Genomic DNA, 16,738 nt, shown 5'->3' on the forward strand with positions numbered 1-16,738 from the left:
ACTTGGCTAAACCAAGAACAAAGATGAATAATTAGGGTTTATGACTACCCGCTAAAAACGATGCTGATATTGAACACCAACGAGCAAAGCATCGGCGGTGACATCAGCGGATATATTGGATTGGCTTCCCGGAATGGTTGTTAAACTCTCATCAACGTGTTGCGATTCACCAATGATGAACCCTGCACCTAAATCAACAGAACTAGCGGCTGTAAGATGATAAGTGCCGCCCACGGTTAACCAGTGACGATTTACATCAGGGATAGATAAGGACGTCAGTTCATCGGTTGGAGAGATGTCATACATGTAGCCCGCTCGCAGAATGATGTCTTTTGACATGGTGTAAGTGCCGCCAACCGAAACGTGTCCCGCGTCTTTCCATTGGTAATCTTTAATAGAATCGTCATATGAATCAGACGTTAACGAGTCAAATTCAGACCAATTCACCCATTGCAGACTGTAGTGGAAAGCCCACTGTTCGTTGAGTTGGTGCCAGCCAGAAAACTCTAATGTGTCTGGCAACGGAACATTCATTTTGTCAGCCGCAACTCCTCCTTTCGTGATGTCACCTTCTACTTCGATATCTGGGCTATAACGGTAGGTAATACCAAATTTATTGCGTTCATTAACTTGATACGTTGCACCAACATTAGCGCCTAATCCGAAGCCGTCAGCGTCTACATTCAGAAGATTTTTACGCGAGATTTCGCCCTCTCCGTAGATAACATCAATACCCGCGCCTAAGTTGATTTTTTCAGACAACTCATAAGCAACAGCAAAACCAACATTGATACTTGAGAGTGCGGTTTTTCCTCCAAACTCATCCGCTTCAAACGAATCATCAAACTCAACATCCGTACCGAAATTGGAATGGACGGTTGCGCCCAAAGTAAATTTGGAACCTTGAATTGGATGCACGTAATGGATATTCGGTACTAGCGTACCCGCGCTGAGTTCTTGGTCACTGATTGATGTCGTATCACCTATCAAAGGTGTGTAACTGATATTCGATACATCAATCCCACTATCAATATAGATAGCGCCTACCGACAACATAGGTTGTTCGATGTAAGCCATCGCAGCACTGTTCTTAGCAACAATCGCTGCGCTATCTGCCATTACCGCGTCACCTGCGAATGCACGACCTAACCCTGTTGCTGACTGCGCGTTAAGTTGGAAGCCAGCTGCGTTAGTTAAACAAGGGATCAGAGCAGCTGCAGTGCCCAATAAAAGTTTATTCTTCATCTTGAGGCACCTCAGTTTCGATATGATCTTCGTTGTTTATAACTACGACTGAGCCGTCACTCATTACCATTGAAGCAACAGCAACTTGTTGAGTGTCCACAGCTTCAAGTACGTCAGACATGTTTTCTCCCTGCATACCCGGTAGCCCGTCTTCATCAACAGGACCTTCATACGGGAACAAATACGTACCGTGCCCACCAGTGGTGGTTCTAACAGCGCCACGTTTTGCATTTTTATCGTCTGATGTCCTTGTTACTGGGTCTAGCCCAAGTGCAGTAATAAGTGGTTCGGTACCAGTGCGAATGTTATCTGGTGCAGAGTTTGGAATAACGCTGTCTGACACGTAATCAACGCCGACATCACAGGTTTCACCACAATCTCCAACGGCAGCTAACAAAAGCGTTGGTTGATTAGCGTTTACTTGACGGGATATGAAGCTGGCAGGATCCGCACTATCAATCGTTGCTTGAACACCTTGTTTAAGATCGGTTACAACTAAATCAAAAATGTCATTCTCTAACTGACTCACAAGCAGCGCGTTATCAGTTGAAAGTGCTACGAACTCTCTAAGTGCTTCAATACATTGTTGATTCGTCGCTTCTGCTGTACATATATCGGGTATGACAGTTTCAGCTATACCTCTCTGAACATCTGGAGACTTCTTAACACCTTCAGACATTTCAGGGCCTAAGGTTTGAGAAGACAAAACCAAATTCGTTAGTCCCTGTCCCGGAACAACAAAGTTCACCGTGTTGAATGCAAAATCAGTGTTAGCTGGGAAACCATCTTTAATTTGGCTAAATTCACTGACCATCACCGACATGATTCCACCCAAGGATTGTCCAATTAAGTGAACATCATCTTTTTTCACCCAATGCTCTTGGCTCAACGCGTAACGAAGCCCCAAAAAGTCAGACACCGATTGCTGGAGGTTAGAACGAAGCGCTAAAGGAGAATCAATATTGATGAAGAACGCCTTGTTTGCTCTAGCGGAGATTTCCACATGTTCCGGGCTTGAGTCATAACGCATTCGCTCTCCGTGGTACGGCATGTCAATCGCAACAACGGCATACCCTTTTTTTGTATATTCCGCAGCCATTAAAGAAGCAGTACCGCGCTCCGCTGTCACACCGTGAATAAAGATTGCTGTAGGTAGCTGACTTCTTTTATCCCAGCCATCAGGGACATAGATATCTGCAGTTATATCTAACTCTTCGGTTACCTTCGGAGTTGGATCTCTTTCCGTAGGAAAACTATCATCGGTATTTGTAATCCACTCGTAAAGTGGCGGACAATTATCCTTCGGCTCAAATTCATCAATAATACACTCTGACTCTCTCGCTTTAGTAAAAGGTAAATAAGATGGGATTTTAAGTTGCTTGGTATACCAGTCGTAATCCTTCTTTCTTTCTGTAATCGGATTTAATTGACCAGTAAACGAAGTTCCAAATGACTCATGGTTGTATTTCATCGCATCAAGCTGAGAATAAGCGCTCTGAGTCTTAAACTGTGCCGCATAGACCGGAATACCTTTTCCAGAATATATGTCTTCATATGAGCTTATAGCGCTTATGACTTGTGTATGAAGATCTTGTTCTTTGTCGCTCTCGAATTGTGTATCCGAATATAATAGTTGCTCAAAGCTAGAATCGGCTTTTAAAGGCTCACCAAATTCAGTTTTGACTCCATCAGTAACAACAATTGAATAAACCCTGTTTTCAAACAACCCTGATTCACATTGAATTTTGATATTTGAACCATCGGCCGATATTCGAGTATCAACTTCATCGCCTGTTATTTCATCAATTAATACAACATGCCCAGCTAAGGTTTCGTTATTGAGTGGATAACGTTTATCTGAATTAACACTTTGTAGAGGAATTAAAATCGGTTCTGCACAAAGGCCCCAGCCGTCTAATGCTGCGTATGAATTATTGTAATCTTGATAGTAGACATCGCTAGTCGATGACATTGTTGCGACGTCTTCACCGACTCCGGTAATGGTTCCGTCCTCGTCATACCCATAGCCATCGTTCGGTTTTGGTAGTTCGTTAATATTGTAAGGAACCAAAACTGAAACAGGTTCTTGAGTAGAGTCTTCAGACTGACAGCCGAGTAAGGCAAGCGTAATTAGTCCACATAAATATGGCTTATTGAATTCTTTCAAAACAGCTCCTTCGTAGCTTTCGCATTTAACTGGTGTGGTCATGCGTTTTATTGTTATTTGAGTTGCCGGTTGAGTCGGAAGTAAGGTCGACTTTTATTCGCAGAGAGCAAGGCAACACAAAGATGGAATGACACGTTGATAGAACTACGTAAGAAATTTGAGCACTTTACCCACACCCACTAAATCAGCGTCACCAGTTAATGATCTAATAGCTACTAACACCAAGCACCTGAAACCGCATTAAACAACCTAAAAAAGGTTTATAAGGAAATCTAATCAGGTAAATAAAATCATTTAGGTCAGTGACTTAAACATCAAAGACGGTGAAATCAGTAAGTTTATATTTGTAGTGATATTTGTTATATTTAGGTTAGAACGCTTATAACAATGAGAACCCAGATGTCTGCTGAATTTATTATCAATGATGATATACAGGTCAATTTAGAAGAGAGTGAAATCCACCACTTTAAGACAGGTCGTACGTACCCAATAGGTTCTAATGAATCAGAGCTACTTAAGTTTTTTATCTCTAGACCTAATGAAGTGATCACTCGCCAAGTTCTGATAGAACAGGTGTGGGTGTCGAAAGGTATCTACGTTGAAGATGGCAGCTTAATGCAAACTATCTCTATCTGCCGAAAAGCGTTAGAAGATAAAAGTGGGATGATTATTGTCACTGAACGCGGTAAAGGGTACCGATTTGCAGGGCAAGTAACACAAGACAAAGAGCGCGCATTACGCAAGATGCAAGCGCAGCCAAAACCAGAAGTAGAACAACCGACAGAGGCCTCAGTACAAGGCAGCACAACGACAGAACAAGCAGCCCCAACAAAGAAGGCAAACAAAGCATTGGCGCTGATTGCTTTATTTATAGTAACCGCTGGCTTATCCCATTACCTGTTTTCTTATTTAGATAGAAACAACTTAGGTGAAGAGCTCGCTGGCCAACACTTTATCTCTTGTAAAATAGCAACCGACGAGTTCACTTTCAAAGAGCTCTACAACGTTACTCTTTACGAATATAAGGGTCGCAAAATCATCATCGATAATTCAGGAAAATCTTTGAGCTTCCCTAGCGAATTTAAAGGAGTTACTTGTGAATAAAGAAAAGCAGATATTTGTTGTCGTCGCACTATTGGGTGTTTTAGTCGGCTGGCTCACAACCTTTATTCCTCAAACTCACCTTAAAGGTCACTATTTGGCCAACACAGCATCGGTGGTCAATCTGCCTGAGAGAATAATTTACAATCAAGCTTCTGTGAATATTGAGTTTAAGAAGAATAATAGCTATGAATTGTTATATGTCTCTACCAAAGAAGCCGGCTTTACATCGTCAGGTACTTACGTTGTCACCCAACACGATATTTCATTAGATGAGACTCAACACGAGCAGATCATTCCAAATAGAGAACTCACGTTTTACGAGAAAGTGATGATCAGCGAAGGTGCCGTGCTCTCTTCGGACGCCATGACCTATATTCCATTAAATGATGAAGAACTCTTACTCGTTACTCAGCGTGGCATGATTCATTTTTGTAAAAAGGTAATATGTGGCGAGCTGCCAACGTATTCGAATGCGGAGCCTGAACTGAACATCAACTAATCGTACTATTCACTAACAAACTGATATTCGAAACGACTGTGTTACTGATTTCTGACGCTTACTTTTTTCATCATCAAGTAGGCGTCAGATCTTATCCCTTCGATAAAAGAAACACTCTCAGATATAAAAAACACTCTTCTCTAAGGTAAAAGCACCTTCCTCGAATGTAAGAAACAGCCCTTTCTCTTTGATTTACTCCACTAAGCTAGAAAAATCATAAATTTATAAATCAAGCCCTCTATATGCAACCTCTCACAACAAAAGTGATCCAAGCTATATTCTATCGAACGATATGATTTGTTTATTAACATCTAAACAACAGTAGTTATGCATGATTTACAACCACAATTAACATCGTAAAAAATGTTTGTCTTAGATCATATCAACCTCAACTATGCCTCGTGCCACAGTGCAGTTTTCTGTACATTCATTGTCATATTCTGAAACACTTTCTTATATTTTTTAAACTTTGTGGAGATTTCTATGTTAGAGCTCTTGATCGGATTAGTGATTACCATCGCTGTTGGTTACTTTATTGTGAAAGGCTATAAAGCAGCGGGTGTATTATTAACTGCTGGCCTTGCCCTACTTCTTATTACTGGCCTTATTGGTCACACAGTTTTACCAGCTAAGGTAGCTTCAACAGGTAACATGGTTACCGACTCACTAGAATTCGTTAAGTACATGCTTCAATACCGCGGGGGCGGCCTAGGTATGCAAATCATGCTTTTGTGTGGTTTCGCTTCATACATGACTCACATCGGCGCGAACAACGTGGTAGTAAAGCAATTTTCTAAACCACTTGCAGCGATCAAGTCTCCTTATGTACTTCTTGTTGCGGCTTACATCGTAGCGTGTCTAATGTCTCTAGCAGTAAGTTCTGCAACAGGCCTTGGTGTTCTATTGATGGCGACCCTATTCCCGATGATGACGGCAATGGGTATTTCTCGCCCAGCAGCAGTTGCAGTTTGTGCATCTCCTGCAGCAATCATTCTTTCACCAACCTCTGGTGACGTGGTTATCGCAGCTGAAAAATCAGGAATGTCTCTTGATGTGTTTGCCGTTCAAACGGTACTGCCTGTTTCTATCTGTGCAATCATCGTAATGGCAGCAGCCGCTTTCTTCTGGAACAAGTATCTGGATAAGAAAGAAAACACACCAATGGAAAAAGTAGACGTTTCTGACATTGAAACAACGGCTCCCGCTTTCTACGCAGCACTGCCATTCCTACCTATCATCGGTGTATTCCTATTTAACGGCCGTACGATTCCGGGCCTTTCACTTGATATCTACACCATCGTAGTGGGCTCTATCTTCGTGGGCGCTATCATCGATTACGTTGTGAAGAAATTCGATGGCGAAAAGACGCTAGAAGATCTAGACTCTTGCTACCAAGGCATGGCAGAAGCATTCAAAGGCGTGGTAATGCTGTTGGTTGCGGCGGGCGTATTTGCTCAAGGTCTAATGTCTATCGGTGCGATTGATAACCTAATCGGTCTTGCTGAATCGGCAGGCGCAGGCGGTATCGCGTTAATGCTTATCCTGACAGGTCTAACGGTTGCTGCTGCTATCGCGACAGGTTCTGGTAACGCGCCATTCTATGCATTCGTAGAACTCGCTCCTTCACTGGCAGCGAAAATGGGCTTGAACCCAGCGTTCCTAATCATCCCAATGCTTCAAGCATCGAACTTAGGTCGTACCATCTCACCAGTATCTGGTGTAATCGTAGCGACTTCTGGTATGGGTAAAATCAGCCCATTTGAAGTAGTAAAACGTACTTCTGTACCGGTAATCTGTGGTCTTATCACGGTTATCTTCGGTACGCTTGTTCTAGTACCAATGGCAGCTTAATTCTCAGTAAAACAGATATGATAATTGAGATATAAAATGCCCTAACAAAAAGGCGCTGAACTTAATAAGTTCAGCGCCTTTTTAATGTCACATGTTCAATATCATTTTAAACGAGCAGTACAGCTTGAAATAGTTTTATTTCAAAGGAACAAGCCCTACTTCATTTCACCGTAGCGTTCTAGATACAAAACCGTCGCCGCCGTACGTGATGGTACTTGCAGCTTCTTCAGCAAGCTTTTCATATGTACCTTAACTGTCGATTCAGAGATAAACAGATGATCAGCAATTTGCTTGTTACGGTACCCTTTGGCAACTTCTTGAAGGATCTGAGTTTCACGTTCAGTCAGTTGGTCAAAAATGTCATTACGACTGTCTGCGTCGTTTAGGTAACGAGAAACGACACTGCTGTAGGCTTTATCGCCGCCATGTGCTTGCTTTAGCAATTCAATAAGTTCATCGGGTTCGGTGTCTTTCAACAAGTAACCATCAGCACCCGCTTTTACGATAGCTTCGATGTCTGCAGGGCTATCCGATACGGTTAAGATAACAATGTTAGCACTTGAGCCATCGGTACGAAGTGCTTTTAGGGTATCTAATCCTGACATCCCTTTCATATTAAGATCCAGAAGGATCAAATCAGGTTCTTCTTCGTGAGCAAGGGCGACCGCTTCAGTGCCATTGCTTGCTTCTGCAATCACTTCGAATTCATCTTCAAAGCTTAGTAATTGGCTTATACCTCGGCGCATCAATGGATGATCATCAACCAGCATTACTTTACAAATCGTCAACTTTAACTTCCTTCAAACTTTTATATTTCAATATGACTGTACAGCCTTCACCTTGAGCCGCTTCAATCGTTAAGTCGCCATTCAGTCTTGCCGCACGCTCCTGCATAATGCTCATCCCGTAGTGGTTCATTCTCGAACTGCCAGGGTCAAAGCCATCTCCATTATCTTTGATCACGACTAATACTTCACCATCTTCATCGATACAGCATACATCTATCAAGTCGGCATTGGCGTGTTTTATTGCGTTTATTGTTGCTTCACGAATCAATTGAAGCAAGTGAACTTGGCTGTGGGCATCAAGCTCAATCGATGACAGATTATTGGTTAAATTAATCTTGGCATCCGTTCTTTCGCTGAGTTGCTCGAGCATGGTGCTCAATGCATCTCCGAAGTTACCCTCTTTAATGGATAACCTAAATGTAGTGAGCAACTCTCTTAACTGAGTATAAGCATCGGCCAAGCCGTTACCTATCTCTGAAGCAATCTGCTCTGATTGCTCGCGGTGTTTTTGCTCTGGTAACTTACCAATCACACGCTTCAATAAGGTCACTTGGATTTTCAGATACGAAAGTGATTGAGCAAGTGAATCATGCAGCTCACGGGCAATTGTCGCACGCTCTTCCATAATAATAAGCTGCTCAGCTTTCTTTTGCGCGCGATTATAATAGATTGCTCTCGATAACAGTTGAATAAAGCTCTCTATTAACGTTTTTGTTGAGTGCCCATGATGATATGAGCAATACAGATAGCCCAAAATGAGTTCGTTATCATCCAGCTTCATCTCGAATTTTTCATAATCACGGTTCGAGTCATAGCCCTCATCCATAATCAATGAACGACCTGAATTATCAACTATCTCTAATCTTAATGACTCAATCCCTTCTAAGCTGACTAAGTGCTGCAAGATAGCCCGAAAGTTTTCAGGTGCAATCCGCGTTACCGTGAGTTCTTGAGAAGAATAGTAAAGCGCTTGTAATGATTGGTTAGCGTTTTGCAATTCAATCGTTTTGGCATCAACGACATCTTCGAGGTTTCGATAAAGCACACCCAAATCTTTGGCCATTGAGTTGAACGTTTTGGTCAAAATACCGAGTTCATTGCTGTTCGTGACTTCCAACTGAACCTCAAAGTCACTGTTCTTTATTCGCTGACTTGCTCCAACTAACGCATGAAGAGGTTTAACAACTTGTTTACGTACGAAGTGAACAACAAAAAGAGATATGACGAGAATACCACCTAGCCCTACGCCACCAGCCCACGCTAATTTAATCAGCTTATATTCTGAAAACTCTTGAAGCTTGAAAACAAAGTGGTCTATCTCGTTCACGAAGTTTTCAACCAACACCAAATAGTGCTTTCGATCTTCGCTATTCAAAACACGTTTCAGCTCGTGCCAACGGCCAATAATTAAATAGTAATCTTCTGTGATGTCTGTCGGAACTTCCCAACTAACGAGTTCAGCCATAGAGGGCGAATACAGAGACTTTTCGAATTCGTAAATGTGTGAATTGTAATCAACTGATTCTATTTGAATATCATGCGCCAAACGATAGCTCTGCATACGCATCGAACCCGCCACGTTTACTGCTTCTGCATCATTCAAACTCGACGCCAAAGTAAAGATAGCAAAGCCAGTTGTAGCAACCGACAGCAGCAGTATAGACAGCAAGGATTTTGCTATTGTGCTAGTGACAGATGAAACCGGTTTTATAAGCAAAAGAGTCTTCCTAGTGAGAGGTGAATAGCCAGCAAGATCGTATTGTCACACATCAAAAATCATAGCTCCATTCAATATGTGATCACTCGCTTTGTAATTTATTGATCTAAGACAATATATGCCCCTAATTAGCCCTTAGGGGGTATTTATACAATTGTTTCTAAAACTACACTACTTGTGAGGACTAATTACAAGATATTAATAGAATAATGACCTACAATTACAACATCTTAGCAACATCCATAGGTATCTAGTGGTAGATCTATCAAAACGCCGTCTATTTTCAAGACGAAAAGTTGACTCAAGCCAGATTCGTTTGCCTTGGATTAACAACCTAGAAAGCTTTGCAGATGACTGCACTCGCTGCGGTAAATGCACCGAGAGTTGTGAGACTAAGATAATCATTGTAGGCGATGGTGGATTTCCTACCGTCGATTTCTCTATCGATGAATGTACGTTCTGCTATCAATGTGCAGATGTTTGTCCTGAACCTATTTTCAAGCCAAAGCAAGGAGAGCCTTGGCAAGCAAAAGCACGTATTTCTGATAAGTGTTTAGCGCAACAAAATGTTGAATGCCGAAGCTGTGGTGACATGTGTGAACCTATGGCCATTCAATTTCAACTTAGAGCAGGCAGTGTTGCTCTACCAAAAATCGAGTTAAATGAGTGTAACGGTTGTGGAGCCTGCGTAGCAGTTTGCCCTACTTCAGCTATTCTTGTGAGTAATGCATAAAACAAAAATAACGAGAGCAATTTATGGCACTAAATGAAGTGCATATATCAAGTTTAGTCGTGCATGTGAGCCCAGAGCATCTGGTCGAGATCAAAGCAGAAATCGAAAAGTTTGATAATGCAGAGATCTACGGGGACAGCCCTGAAGGCAAAATCATCGTGGTCCTAGAAACCGAAAACCAAGGTTTTGTAACGGACACCATCGAAGCAATAAATAACATTAAGAACGTTTTAGGGACAGCTTTGGTTTATCACCAAATCGAGACTGAGCTCGACGAAACGGATTTAGAAACTGGAAGCAACAATTCTCAACTTGAGGGTGAAGTATGAAAATGACAAGACGTGCGTTTGTGAAAGCAAACGCGGCTGCATCAGCGGCAGCCGTTGCCGGCGTAACACTACCAGCAACAGCAACCAACCTGATTGCTAGCTCAGATCAAACAAAAATCACGTGGGATAAAGCGCCTTGTCGTTTTTGCGGTACGGGTTGTTCAGTACTAGTAGGTACTCAAAATGGTAAAGTGGTCGCAACTCAAGGCGATCCAGAAGCACCAGTAAACAAAGGCCTTAACTGTATTAAAGGCTACTTCCTTTCAAAAATCATGTACGGCAAAGACCGTCTTGAACAGCCTCTTCTTCGTATGAAAGACGGCGAGTTCCACAAAGATGGTGATTTCACACCAGTATCTTGGGACCAAGCTTTCGACGTAATGGCTGAGAAGTGGAAAGCTGCACTGAAGAAGAACGGTCCAACAGGCGTTGGTATGTTCGGTTCAGGCCAGTGGACTGTAATGGAAGGCTACGCAGCCGTTAAGCTGATGAAAGCAGGCTTCCGTTCAAACAACATCGATCCAAACGCTCGTCACTGTATGGCTTCTGCTGTAGGTGCATTCATGCGTACCTTCGGTATCGATGAGCCAATGGGTTGTTACGATGACTTTGAACACGCAGACGCATTTGTACTGTGGGGTTCAAACATGGCAGAAATGCACCCAGTACTTTGGACTCGTATTACAGACCGTCGTCTAAGCCACCCACACGTTAAAGTAAACGTACTGTCTACTTACTACCACCGTTCATTCGAGCTTGCAGACACGGGTTACATCTTCGAACCTCAATCAGATCTAGCGATTGCTAACTTCATTGCAAACTACATCATTCAAAACGATGCGGTTAACTGGGACTTCGTGAACAAACACACGAACTTCAAGCAAGCAACAACAGACATCGGTTACGGTCTTCGTGATGATGATCCTCTACAGAAAGCCGCAGCAAACCCTAACTCAGGTGCAATGACTGCAATCACTTTCGAAGAGTACAAAGCGTCTGTTGCTGAATACACCGTTGAAAAAGCATCTGAAATGTCAGGTGTCTCTCAAGATGACCTGATCAAACTTGCTAAGCAATATGCCGATCCAAACATCAAAGTAATGTCACTTTGGACTATGGGTATGAACCAACATACTCGTGGCGTTTGGATGAACAGCCTTGTGTACAACATCCACCTTCTTACAGGTAAGATTTCTACTCCAGGTAACAGCCCATTCTCACTAACTGGCCAACCATCTGCGTGTGGTACAGCTCGTGAAGTAGGTACGTTCTCTCACCGTCTTCCGGCAGATATGGTTGTTGCTAACCCTAAACACCGTAAGATTTCAGAAGAGATCTGGAAACTTCCAGAAGGCACTATCCCTGCTAAACCAGGTGCTCACGCTGTTGTTCAAGACCGTATGCTTAAAGACGGCAAGATCAATGCGTACTGGGTAATGTGTAACAACAACATGCAAGCGGGTCCAAACATCAACACGGAACGTCTGCCAGGTTACCGTAACCCAGACAACTTCATTGTTTGTTCAGACCCATACCCAACAGCAACAGCTCAAGCAGCTGACCTTATCCTTCCGACAGCAATGTGGATCGAGAAAGAAGGTGCTTACGGTAACGCAGAACGTCGTACACAAGCATGGTACCAACAAGTTAAAACCGTAGGCGAAGCTAAGTCTGACCTATGGCAAATCATGGAGTTCTCTAAACGCTTCACTGTTGAAGAAGTTTGGGGCCAAGAGCTTCTTGCTAAAGCACCTGAGTACCGCGGTAAAACGATGTACGACGTGCTTTACAAAAACGGTAATGTTGATGCTTTCCCTCTGTCTGAAGCTCAAGAGCTTAACGACGATGCACAAGCTCAAGGTTTCTACGTACAAAAAGGTCTATTCGAAGAATACGCAACCTTTGGTCGCGGCCATGGTCACGATTTAGCACCATACGACACTTACCACAAAGTACGCGGCCTACGTTGGCCTGTTGTTGACGGTAAAGAAACACTATGGCGCTTTAAAGAAGGTTCAGATCCATACGCTAAGAAAGGTTCTGACTGGGACTTCTACGGTAAGCCAGATGGCAAAGCACTGATCATCAATGCTCCATACGAAGCGCCACCAGAAGTGCCAAATGATGAATACGATATGTGGCTATGTACTGGTCGTGTTCTTGAGCATTGGCATACAGGTACTATGACTCGTCGTGTACCAGAACTTTACAAAGCAGTACCGGATGCACTTTGTTACATCCACCCTGCTGATGCTAAAGCTCGCGGCCTTCGCCGTGGTGACGAAGTTCTTATTGAGAACAAGCGTGGTGAAGTTCGTGTTCGTGTTGAAACTCGCGGCCGTAACCGTCCACCACAAGGCTTGGTATTCGTACCATTCTTTGATGCAAGAATTCTGATCAACAAGCTGATCTTGGATGCAACGGATCCTCTGTCTAAACAGACGGACTACAAAAAGTGTCCAGTTAAGATCACTAAGGTAGCTTAAGCGTCTGAATTACTGACACATTAGTATTTTAGAAACTTAGAACCGAGTTCTTACGTATTTAATATTGGGCTACTGCTTTCTATAAAGTTTGAAAAAAGTAGTCCTCTCAAAGAATTAGCCTTTAGGCGGAGAAATTAACATGAAAAAACTGATTACTGCCCTACTATCAGCTGGTCTTTTGCTAGCTGGTGCAGTTCAAGCTGAAGCTGAGCTGGATAACCCAGGCGGCATTGGTGGCGTAGAGTCTCTACGTGGTGTGAGTGAACTAGAAACAACTCGACCAGCAGATGACTTTAAAAAGTTCCCTCGTGACCAAGTACTCGAGAGTGACTATGTATACCAGCCACCACTGGTTCCTCATACAATTCGTAGCTATGAAGTATCTCTTAACGCGAACAAATGTCTTTCTTGCCACAGCTGGAAGAACGCAAAAGAGATGGGTGCAACTAAAGTGAGCGTAACGCACTACATGAACCGTGAAGATGCGGTACTAGCTGACGTTTCACCTCGTCGTTACTTCTGTCTACAGTGTCACGTTCCTCAAGCGAATGCTAAACCATTGGTTGAGAACGAGTTCAAACCTGTAGATTCACTGCGTTAATCGTAGCCGGAATGTAAGAGAGGCTATACATGATAAAATTACTTAAAGCGTTTTGGAAAAGACTAGCGACCCCAAGTAAAGCAGCGGTAGGCGTTGTGTTATTTTTGGGATTCTCTGGTGGTCTTTTGTTCTGGGGTGCATTCAACACAGGTATGGAGGCAACCAACACGGAAGAATTCTGTTCTGGCTGTCACGCACCTATCGTTGCTGAAATCCAAGAAACAATCCACTACTCTAACCGCTCTGGTGTTCGTGCTATCTGTTCAGACTGTCACGTACCTCATGAATGGACAGATAAGATTGTTCGTAAGGTTCAAGCATCGAAAGAGCTGTATGCACACTTCATTGCGAAAACCATCAACACCGAAGAAAAGTTCAAAGCACGTCGTGCTCACCTAGCGGAACGCGAATGGGCTCGATTGAAAAAGAACGATTCACTTGAGTGTCGTAACTGTCACCAGTTCGATTACATGGATTTCTCTGAACAAAGCCCACGTAGTGCTAAACAGCACTCGACAGCACTGGCTTCTGGCGAAAAAACGTGTGTAGATTGCCACAAAGGTATCGCACATAAACTACCAGACATGCATGGCGTTGAAGGCTGGCAATAAGGAGCTATTGAATGAGTACTTTAGAGAACGTAATTTGGCATATCCTAGGTTACAGCGCTATGCCAGTTATCATTCTTGGTGGCTTCGCAGGTGTTGCAGCCGTATCTCTTTGGATTTTATCTATGGGTAAAGACAAAGAAATCGATTAGAAATCGAAATTTCTTCAACTTATACCAATTGTTTTTTAGATGAGTTGACACTAAAAAGCCACTGAATTCAGTGGCTTTTTTATTGTCTATAACTTTTCAGTAAACATTCCCTTGCCCAAAACATCTGCCGTTCCGGCGTTATCTTAACAACTCTACTCTCTCTAGTTGCTCTACTAGCTCTTCAGAACCACTTCCAGTTTGAGCAGTTCTCTCATTTCACCTCCAATTTACTTGAGGTTAGGTATATCTACAGATAAATACCTTGGAGTGAGACACCATGACCACGAATCATCCCCTAACCACGCTATTTCTATTGGGTAGTCTTACCTCGCTCACTGGCTGCGCTTCTTTATCGCCAGCACCACAAGCCAATTTAGACAACACGATTGAGATTCCCGAACAATGGGAAAGCACTGAACGATACGTCAACACGACAATGTCGACACAATTGCTCTCGCTATTCAACAATCAAGCTCTCGACGAGTTGGTCAAAGAGGCTCTAAGCAATAACCACGACCTACATAAAACCGCACTTCGATTACAACAAGCAGAACTATTAGCCAAGCAAAGCGACCAGTACCTTCAACCGACATTAAGTGCAGGTTTCCAGGCCTCTAGACAAAAAACGAATCAGATTGAGAACAATCACAAACTGTCTCTGGATCTAAGCTGGGAGTTTGACGTTTGGGGACGCTTAGCCGATGCAGCAAGCGCTGCTAACGCAAAGCAACAGGCAACGCAACTCGATTATGTTTACGCACAAAACTCACTTGCAGCTCGCGTAATAGAGGCTTGGCTTGATATCGCTTACCGAGCGCGAGTGATAAGAGTCGAGCAACACTGGTTACAAAGCCTTTCAAATACTGAAGACATTGTACTTGAGCAAGTGCTCGACGGGTTTAAAGAACAAGCAGACCTCGACACAGCACGAGCTGCAACATCTAGAGTGAGGGCAAGTTTGGCCGCCAAAGAACAAGATCAACTTATTGCAATCAGAGGCCTTAATACCTTGCGAGGAAAGAGCGACACGCAGCTTAACCAAACCATTTTCACGATCCCAGAAGTCGAAGCTCCACCATTACGTCTCCCTGGAGAAATGATTGGTTCACGCCCAGACCTCCTTGCCGCTTACCAACAAGTCCTCGCAGCCGACAAAAGCGCAGCAATGGCTTACAAAGATCTGCTTCCTAAGTTCACGTTCTCAGCCTCAGTTTATCGTAGCGGTACATCACCAAGCCAGCTTATCGATAACCCTTCACTATGGAACCTTATCGGGGGGATCAGCGCACCTATTTTTGACCAATCGTCCCTACAGACCCAAGCCAAAATCGCCCAACTTCAAGCAGAAGAAAGCTTTGTCGACTACCAAAAGAAACTATTGATTGCCATCAGTGAGGTAGGAAATGCACTAGACAAAGAGTTCTACCTCAAACAACAAGAACAGCATTATCGAGATGCTTTTACATTCTCTAAGGCTAGTATGAAAAACTATCAGAATCTCTATCAAGAAGGTGCCAGTGACGTGTTGGCACTACTTATCGCCCAACCATCTATCTACCAATCTAAAATTCAATTGCTTGATACTCAGCGTACTCGGCTCTCAAACAGAATTACCTTAGGTTTAGCATTAGGGATGGGGGTTTAAACATGAAAGAAGCACTTGTTACGGTTCTAGGCTTACTCAGTGTGGTGGCAACCGCAATGTACGTCATGAAGGCAATCCCCGAAGAAACCGCGCAGGCATTGGAAGCCCAGTCTAGCCAGTATATTAATGTCACAACGATCGACATTACCGCAGGCCAACACCACTCCACCATTGAAGGTTATGGAGAGGTTATCCCAGAAGAAACTTTAACACTCACGAGTCAGGTATCGGGTGTGGTGCTTTGGAAAGAGAAACATTTCAAATTGGGCGAACAAGTATCTAAAGGCGATCTTCTACTTCGCATTGACGATTCAAGTTACAAAGTACTACTCGCTAACGCGAAAAAAGACCTTGCCAACGCACAGCTTGCGTTTCTTCAAGAACAACGCAAGCATCAACGTGCACAAAAAGAGTGGAAAGCCTCAGGTATGGCAGAAGCGCCAAGCCCTTTAGCTCTGCGAGAACCACAGTTTAAAGCTGCAAAGGCACAGTTAAATGCCACACAACAAGCCGTTGAAGACGCAAAACAGCAACTTGCCAAGACTAGTGTCCATGCCCCCTTTGACGGCATTGTCAGCCAAAGCAGCGTCACCACAGGCAGTGTCGTAGAATCAGGAACTTCATTAGGCCAAATCAAATCAATTGAAACCGCTGAAGTGCATCTAGCGCTCACTGAAGATGATTGGCAACAACTCCCAACCAAGCTAAGCACACTGTCGGTGATCCTGCAGTCCGAATCACATCCTAGACAGCAATGGGCGGCACAAGCCAGCAGCCTTTCATTGCTCGTTGATCTGAAGTGGCATAGTGAAT

General features: G+C 43.4%; 15 protein-coding genes. 11 read left to right on the forward strand and 4 right to left on the reverse strand.

From position 1 onward, the window contains the following. Positions 1-51: 51 nt before the first annotated feature. Both BCT49_RS01225 and BCT49_RS01230 read right to left on the reverse strand, forming a co-directional pair. Entirely contained in the window at positions 52-1,245 is a 1,194-nt protein-coding gene (locus BCT49_RS01225; protein WP_102433838.1) for an outer membrane protein transport protein, read from the reverse strand. After that, positions 1,235-3,454: a lipase gene (locus BCT49_RS01230; protein ID WP_102433839.1), complete on the reverse strand. Its 2,220-nt coding sequence runs from the start codon at positions 3,452-3,454 to the stop codon at positions 1,235-1,237. Before BCT49_RS01230 ends, BCT49_RS01225 begins: the two co-directional genes overlap by 11 nt. A 357-nt stretch (positions 3,455-3,811) precedes the next feature. Between BCT49_RS01230 and BCT49_RS01235 the strand changes: the two genes are divergently transcribed. The 3 genes from BCT49_RS01235 to dcuC all read left to right on the forward strand — a co-directional run bounded on the left by BCT49_RS01235 (position 3,812) and on the right by dcuC (position 6,866). Next, the gene (locus BCT49_RS01235) at positions 3,812-4,516 is read left to right on the forward strand and encodes a winged helix-turn-helix domain-containing protein (protein ID WP_102433840.1); all 705 of its coding nucleotides are present in this window, start codon (positions 3,812-3,814) and stop codon (positions 4,514-4,516) included. After that, positions 4,509-5,015 (forward strand): hypothetical protein, encoded by a 507-nt coding sequence (locus BCT49_RS01240; protein WP_102433841.1) that lies wholly within the window; start codon positions 4,509-4,511, stop codon positions 5,013-5,015. Before BCT49_RS01235 ends, BCT49_RS01240 begins: the two co-directional genes overlap by 8 nt. Before the next feature lie 483 nt (positions 5,016-5,498). After that, on the forward strand, positions 5,499-6,866 hold the full coding sequence (gene dcuC, locus BCT49_RS01245) for an anaerobic C4-dicarboxylate transporter DcuC (protein WP_016785306.1): 1,368 nt from the start codon (positions 5,499-5,501) through the stop codon (positions 6,864-6,866). A gap of 155 nt (positions 6,867-7,021) precedes the next feature. Here dcuC and BCT49_RS01250 read toward each other — a convergent pair whose 3' ends face one another. Both BCT49_RS01250 and narQ read right to left on the reverse strand, forming a co-directional pair. Next, positions 7,022-7,654, reverse strand: a complete 633-nt coding sequence (locus BCT49_RS01250) for a response regulator (protein ID WP_102433842.1) — start codon at positions 7,652-7,654, stop codon at positions 7,022-7,024. Beyond that, complete coding sequence (gene narQ / locus BCT49_RS01255; RefSeq protein ID WP_102433843.1) at positions 7,641-9,371, reverse strand: nitrate/nitrite two-component system sensor histidine kinase NarQ; 1,731 nt, start codon at positions 9,369-9,371, stop codon at positions 7,641-7,643. The genes BCT49_RS01250 and narQ overlap by 14 nt, the downstream gene beginning before the upstream one ends. A gap of 253 nt (positions 9,372-9,624) precedes the next feature. On the opposite strand from narQ, the gene napF reads away from it, so the two are divergent. The 8 genes from napF to BCT49_RS01295 form a co-directional block, all read left to right on the forward strand. Beyond that, positions 9,625-10,104, forward strand: a complete 480-nt coding sequence (gene napF, locus BCT49_RS01260; RefSeq protein WP_102433844.1) for a ferredoxin-type protein NapF — start codon at positions 9,625-9,627, stop codon at positions 10,102-10,104. A 23-nt stretch (positions 10,105-10,127) separates the two neighbouring features. Next, positions 10,128-10,433 (forward strand): chaperone NapD, encoded by a 306-nt coding sequence (locus BCT49_RS01265; RefSeq protein ID WP_102433845.1) that lies wholly within the window; start codon positions 10,128-10,130, stop codon positions 10,431-10,433. Beyond that, on the forward strand, positions 10,430-12,919 hold the full coding sequence (gene napA, locus BCT49_RS01270; protein ID WP_102433846.1) for a periplasmic nitrate reductase subunit alpha: 2,490 nt from the start codon (positions 10,430-10,432) through the stop codon (positions 12,917-12,919). The genes BCT49_RS01265 and napA overlap by 4 nt, the downstream gene beginning before the upstream one ends. A gap of 139 nt (positions 12,920-13,058) precedes the next feature. Further along, positions 13,059-13,520 (forward strand): nitrate reductase cytochrome c-type subunit, encoded by a 462-nt coding sequence (locus BCT49_RS01275; RefSeq protein WP_017088904.1) that lies wholly within the window; start codon positions 13,059-13,061, stop codon positions 13,518-13,520. Positions 13,521-13,549: 29 nt separating this feature from the next. Continuing rightward, positions 13,550-14,131, forward strand: coding sequence for a NapC/NirT family cytochrome c (locus BCT49_RS01280; protein WP_009845456.1), 582 nt, complete (start codon positions 13,550-13,552; stop codon positions 14,129-14,131). Positions 14,132-14,142: 11 nt separating this feature from the next. Beyond that, on the forward strand, positions 14,143-14,280 hold the full coding sequence (locus BCT49_RS01285; RefSeq protein ID WP_017097480.1) for a TIGR02808 family protein: 138 nt from the start codon (positions 14,143-14,145) through the stop codon (positions 14,278-14,280). A gap of 436 nt (positions 14,281-14,716) precedes the next feature. Beyond that, complete coding sequence (locus BCT49_RS01290; protein ID WP_102433849.1) at positions 14,717-15,925, forward strand: TolC family protein; 1,209 nt, start codon at positions 14,717-14,719, stop codon at positions 15,923-15,925. Positions 15,926-15,927: 2 nt separating this feature from the next. Then, on the forward strand, positions 15,928-16,738 hold an 811-nt coding region (locus tag BCT49_RS01295), incomplete at its 3' end, for an efflux RND transporter periplasmic adaptor subunit (RefSeq protein ID WP_102433847.1).

This window comes from Vibrio lentus (assembly GCF_002875945.1).
In the GTDB taxonomy this organism is placed as follows: Bacteria; Pseudomonadota; Gammaproteobacteria; order Enterobacterales; family Vibrionaceae; genus Vibrio; species Vibrio apostichopi.